General features: G+C 63.3%; 3 protein-coding genes. All 3 read right to left on the bottom strand.

The window, feature by feature from the left end; genetic code table 11:
- Window positions 1-1,036: 1,036 nt before the first annotated feature.
- Window positions 1,037-1,696 (bottom strand): response regulator transcription factor, encoded by a 660-nt coding sequence (locus tag U9R81_RS07820; protein WP_322494928.1) that lies wholly within the window; start codon window positions 1,694-1,696, stop codon window positions 1,037-1,039.
- 2 nt (window positions 1,697-1,698) lie between these two features.
- Entirely contained in the window at window positions 1,699-3,735 is a 2,037-nt protein-coding gene (locus U9R81_RS07825; protein WP_322494929.1) for a histidine kinase, read from the bottom strand.
- A 34-nt stretch (window positions 3,736-3,769) separates the two neighbouring features.
- Window positions 3,770-5,865: S8 family serine peptidase (locus U9R81_RS07830; protein WP_322494930.1), on the bottom strand; the 2,096-nt coding region annotated here is incomplete at its 5' end.

The following is a 5,865-nucleotide window of genomic DNA, read 5'->3' on the forward strand; positions in this document are numbered from 1 at the left end:
CAGCCCCTCTCCCGCCGTTAGGTGGGAGAGGGGAGCGGAGAGCCGGGCTGTAAGGCATCGCACAGCGATCAACAGTTTACTCGATCACTTGTTCTGTCTACCCCTCCCCCAGCGGGGAAGGGGCAAGGGGTAGGGGACTCCATCTAGCAGGCGAGAGGTGAGCGGCCATCGCCTTCATCATTCGCAAAGCGGGCCAACCATTCGCGGCAAACGTGTGCGTTTGCCGCCGCTCTTCTTCACCCCTCCCCCAGCAGGTTGAGAGACGGACAGATATGGAGTGTGGCAGTCAAACTGCCGCATTCCAAAGCCGGCAAGCGGGGCGATGCCGTAAAGACGCAAAGCAAGCCAAGGCATAGCGACGTTACACGCAAAGACGCGAAGGGTGCAAAGGGGCGCAGAGGGTTGGGAAGGGGAGAGGTACATAGGATTCGGAACCCGACTCTGAAGGGCAAGGCGAGGGTTACGAAACCCGCCCGCTTGCCGATTGTCATTGCGAGTGAGTGGCGGCGTCCAGCGGAGCTGGATGCCGCACGACCGAAACAATCTCCCGCTTCAGCGGACAAGATGCCTAAGCGAATGTGTGGCGTGCTCACGGGGGATTGCTTCGCCGCCTCCAGCGGCTCGCAATGAGAGGCGGCAAGCGGGGGCATGCCCGATTATCCTTGTGAGAGGCGCAGTCCCGCCGCAATCTCCTGCTGTGGCGGTTGAAGGGCGTGTGATCCGGCACCCACCCCTCAAGCGCCGGGCGATCGTTACGAAGCCTGCTACGCAGTTGGAAGTGAGCGGCAATCGCTTTCACCACTCGCAAAGCGGACCAACTATTCGCGGCAAACGTGTGCGTTTGGCGCCGCTCTTCTTCACCCCTCCCCCAGCGGGGGAGGGTCACGGGGTGGGGCCACTTCCCAGTGGGGGAGGGTCACGGGGTAGGACCACCTCCCCACCCCTCAAGCGCCGGGCGATCGTTACGAAGCCTGCTACGCAGGCTAAGGAGAGGGGATCACTCCTGCATTCGTTTATTCGTTCCCCCCATTCGTTGTCATCGTAAATGCTCACGCGCCCACAGCGCAGCTTGGGTGCGGTCGCGCACCGCCAGCTTGGCAAAGATCACGCTCAAGTGGTTTTTGACTGTACCAATGCTGAGGGCCAGTTTTTCGCCAATTTCTTGATTGGTATAGCCCTGCGCAAGCAGCAGCAGAATCTCGCGCTCGCGGGGGGTCAGCCCAATCGCCGGTTCAGCGGCAGACGATTCAGCCGGCGGCGACGAGGCAGTAGCCAGTTGGCTCAGGCGGGGCAAGAGTTGGGCGGTAATCTGCGGGTGGATCAGCGCGCCGCCGTTAGCGACGGTGCGAATGCTCTCGGCCAGCGCGCGATGATCGACATCTTTGAGCAGATAGCCGCGCGCGCCGGCAGCAAGCGATTGCAAGACGCGCTCGTCGTCATGGAAGGTGGTAAGCATAATCACCGCCGGGCGCGGGCCGCGCGCAGCGAGCTGCCGCGTCGCTTCGACCCCATCCATCACCGGCATCATCACGTCCATCAGCACAATGTCAGGGTCGAGCGTCGCGACCAATTCGAGCGCCTCGCGGCCATTGCCGGCCTGCCCGACCACTTCAATATCCGCTTTGCGGGCCAGCAACGCGGCAATGCCGGTGCGAATCAGCGGCTGGTCATCAACAATCAAAACCCGGATCGCCATCGTTAGCCTCCGCCTTCCGCCGGCAACACCAACCGCAACCGCCAGCCGCCATCGGGCAACGGCCCCGCTTCAAGCCCGCCGCCGAGCGCCTCGGCTCGTTCACGCAAACCGATTAGTCCAAAACTGCCACTGCCCAGATCAATCGGCGGCAGAATGCGATCCGGTTGATCATTATTCGTGATCGTCACCACAACATAGCCGCCTTCGGCCTTGACCTGCACGGCAATCGCGTCAGCGCGGGCATGTTTACAGGCATTCGTGAGTCCCTCTTGCACCGCGCGATAGATACAATGCGTCACTGGCGCCGCCAGATGATCAATCTCCCCCTGCACCTCTAATTCCACCCGCGCGCGGGTGCTTTGGGCGCATTGCTCTGCTAACCGGCGCAAATGCGCAGCCAAGGTCGCTCCTTGCACCGGGATCTCGGCATCGGCTACCGCCAAAAGGCTCTGCCATGCGCTGTGCAGCAACTCGCGGCTATTAGCCAGATGGTCGCGGGCAGCCGCCGCATCTTCGGCAGCCAGCTCAGCCGCCAGTTGCAATTCCAGATTGATCAGCACCAGCTTCGATCCGAGATCATCATGCACTTCGCGCGCCAGCCGCGCCCGCTCGGCAGCCACTGTGATCGCCTGCATCTCATCAGCCTGTTGCTGCATCTCGGCTTCGAGCAGCTTGACTTGCCATTCCACCTGCTGGCGCCGCCGCAATTGATAGCGGGCCAGCAACAACGGCGCACTCACCAGCACCATCGCCACTAGCAAGCTGACTGTTGTCGTTACGTCAAGCACGAACGGCTGCCAAAAACCCGCCACCATAAGGAAGAGCGGCAGCACTGCCGCGAACAGCAGCCACTGCAAGAGCGACAACCGGCTGGCCATTTGCCATGCCACCAGCAACAACCCCCAGAGCAGCGGCGGCAGATTGGTCATCGCCGCCATCAGCGCAATGGTTAAGGTTTGCGCCGCTAATCCCAGTTGGACAAAAACGGCACGCCGCACCTGTTGGGTGCATGCGCTGGTCACCATCAACAAGCCGCCGAGCGCCAACAACCAGAGCAATGCCCCTAGCGACAGGGGGCGCGGTTGCAGCAACGCCAACCCCAACGACAATGAGACAAAGAGCGACGGCAACAACCACGCCAGTACGTGATTTGGGCGCGGCGCGATCAGCGCCTCTTCAACGGCGCCGGTCAGCGCCAAGCGCGGCGGCGGCTCGTGACTCCCCGGCTGATAGCGCAGGGCCATCACTGCGGCCCGCAGCCGCTCGATCGCATTCGCCGCCGCTGCTCGCGGTACATCAATCACGGCCTGCACCCGGCCAAGGTTGGTTTGCGCCAGCGCCAAGGCCGCAGTGACGCTCTGTTCAGCGTTGGCCAGCGCCTGTTGCACTTCGCTAGCCAACAGATGCAACAAACGCTGGCGCTCTTCGCTGGCTGCGCGCTGTTGCATCTCGCGCAGCAAAGCCGAAAAGGCGGTATAGCGTTGCTGCATCTGCTGCAACATTGATTGCATCTGCTCACTACGATGAACGTGGCGGGCATAGATGAAGGCAGCGATGATCGCGCAAGTGGCCGGGAAAGTAATCGCCAAGTTGCTTTGCAGCCACCCGATCAGATCATTCGAGAGCTGGTAGCGCACGATCGCCCAAATCGCCCACACCCCAATCGCCGTGATCGCCCACACCCATGGCCGGAAGAGGATAATGCCCTGCAAGACCAGCACGAGGTAGATGTAGTCAATCAACGGCGCCGCCGTGAGCAGTTGCGCGCCGGCTGCCGCCGCCAGTTCGAGCCCAATCAGCGCCAGTTGCCCCCAAACGGTCAAGACCCGCAGCGGCGTTAGCCATGCCACCCCGAGCATGAATCCCAGACAGGCCAGCATACCGGCCAAGCGCGGCCATTCAGCGCGCAAGGCCGCGTCACCCGCTGCGCTCAACGCCACGACCAGCGTCACTAGCGAGAGCAGGACGAGGAACGCGAGCGCAGCGCGTTGATAGCGCGAGATGATCGTTTGGATGAGTGACGATAGGCGATGGTTCATAGCATGAGTGTATCATATCGAGCGAACAGCGCGATCACCGGTTCTCGCTGATGGCCCGCCGCACCGCCGCCGCTACATCGAGCATGCCCGCACCGGCGACATTGCCGGCCCCGCACCGCTCGCCATCTGCGGCAGGGTATGGACGGGCGGTTTCGCGCAAGATACGTTCGGTTTCATCGATGTTCCCAATCAGGGCCGGGTTGGCCGACCAGATCAACGCGACCGCTCCAGCGACATGCGGCCCGGCCATCGAGGTGCCATCAGCCCGCGCATAACTTTGGTTAGGATACGCTGAGAGAATGTCTACCCCCGGCGCGACCAGATCAGGCTTAGCTCGCCCGCTGCCATCGCTCTGCACCGGGCCAACACTGCTGAATGGTGCCAGTTGGCCGTCAGCATCCACCGCACCCACCGTTAGCACCTCGTCGTAAATCGCTAACGGCGCATTGAGCGAGCTGCACGCCGGGCCGTCATTGCCGGCGCTCGCCACCACAAACACCCCAGCGGCGCGCAACGCCGCCACCGCCGGTTGCAGCGCATCCGGCGCGCAGCCTTCGAGGTCTTGCGGGCAGCCCCACGAATTGTTAAGCACATGCGCGCCACGGACGGGATCACCATCACGCAACGGATCACCAGTCAGCGGGTAAGGCGCAAACAGAAATTGCATGCAGTCAAGGTAGCGCGGAGCGTTGCCGAGGTTGCGGGCCAGATTGACGCAGCCGATCCACTGCGCATCAGGGGCTACGCCAACTGTGTTGCCTAGGGCGGTCGCCAAGGTGTGAGTGCCATGCCCGCCTAAATCATACGGCGCGGTCGCCCCCGTCCACGGGTCGAGCCAGTGGTACGCATGTTCGACGCCATTGGCTGTGCGCCCGGCATACGCATCGCTCAGTTCAGGATGCTCAAGTTCAACCCCCGAATCGGCTTGGCCAATGATAATGCCCGCGCCGCGCGCCCCCAATGCCCACGCCTCCGGCGCGCCGATCATGGTCACATTCCACGGCGGCTCGTCCGGCGGCGGTTGATCACCCGTCGCCGGCAATGGCGCGAACGGCAATGGCCGCAGGTGCGGCGCCGGCATCACCGCCGCCACCTCTGGCTGGCTCTGCAACCAGAGGCGCAAGGGCAGATCAGCCTCGACCTCGAGCGCATTGACGAGGTAGTAGGGTGTGTAGCGCACCCCAAGCTGATCGAGCGCCACCCGCAGATCGGCCTGCGTGGTTGCGGCATGCGCCGTTAACCGCTGATACACCGCTACGCGCCGCTGATCGTAATCAGCGATCGTCGCTAATGCGCTCACATCAGCCTGATCACGCAAAACGACGAACACGCGATCACCAGCCGGCGCGGCCCGGCCCCCGCCGATCAGCAACGCCAACCCAGCCACTGTCGCCAACCCGGCCCCCGCAGCATGGACTCGCCGGTCAGTGCCAAACAGGGCCAGCGGCGTTACCAGCAAGGCTAGCAGTGCTTGCCCGATTGCAGCTAGTAGCGCCAGATGAAACCCTTCGGGAAAACCGCTGAAGAGCAACAACGTTACTAGCGCATCAGGATCAGTCAGCACCAACGGCAACCCAAAGAAGAACAGGCCAAAGCTGGCCGAGAGCGGCGCGGCAGCATTCAGACTAGCCTGCCGGCCCAACGCTAGCCACAACCAACCACCCGCTGGCGCCGCGAACAGAAAGAGCAATGGCGCGCTATTCGGCCCCAGCGCCCGGCTCAGGATTAACAACAGCAGACTAAGCGCCGCGCCTTCGGCCAACCACACCCCGGTTGATACACCGGTACGCTGCCAGCTTTGCGGCGGTTGCCATGCCAGCAACTGCCCGCCGGCCCAACCTACCACCACTCCCTGTAATAAAGCCACCGCCACCTCGAGCCACGAACCGGGGGCGCCAATCGCCAGCCACGGCAACGCCGCCAGCAACCCCACACTCGCGACAACCGGCGTCCATCCCCACTGCACTGGCCGGCGAATGAGCAGCGTCAGCGCAAGCGCATAAAGCACGCTCACCCCAAGCTGAGCCAGCGCGATCCATTGGCTTTCCGCCGAGGGGATCAAGGCCGTGAATGCGAGCATGGCCGGCAATGGCAGCGCCGCCAGCCAGCGCAGCGCCGCCGCCCGCACCG

The sequence above is a fragment of the Chloroflexus sp. genome, assembly GCF_034435895.1.
Classification (GTDB): domain Bacteria; phylum Chloroflexota; class Chloroflexia; order Chloroflexales; family Chloroflexaceae; genus Chloroflexus.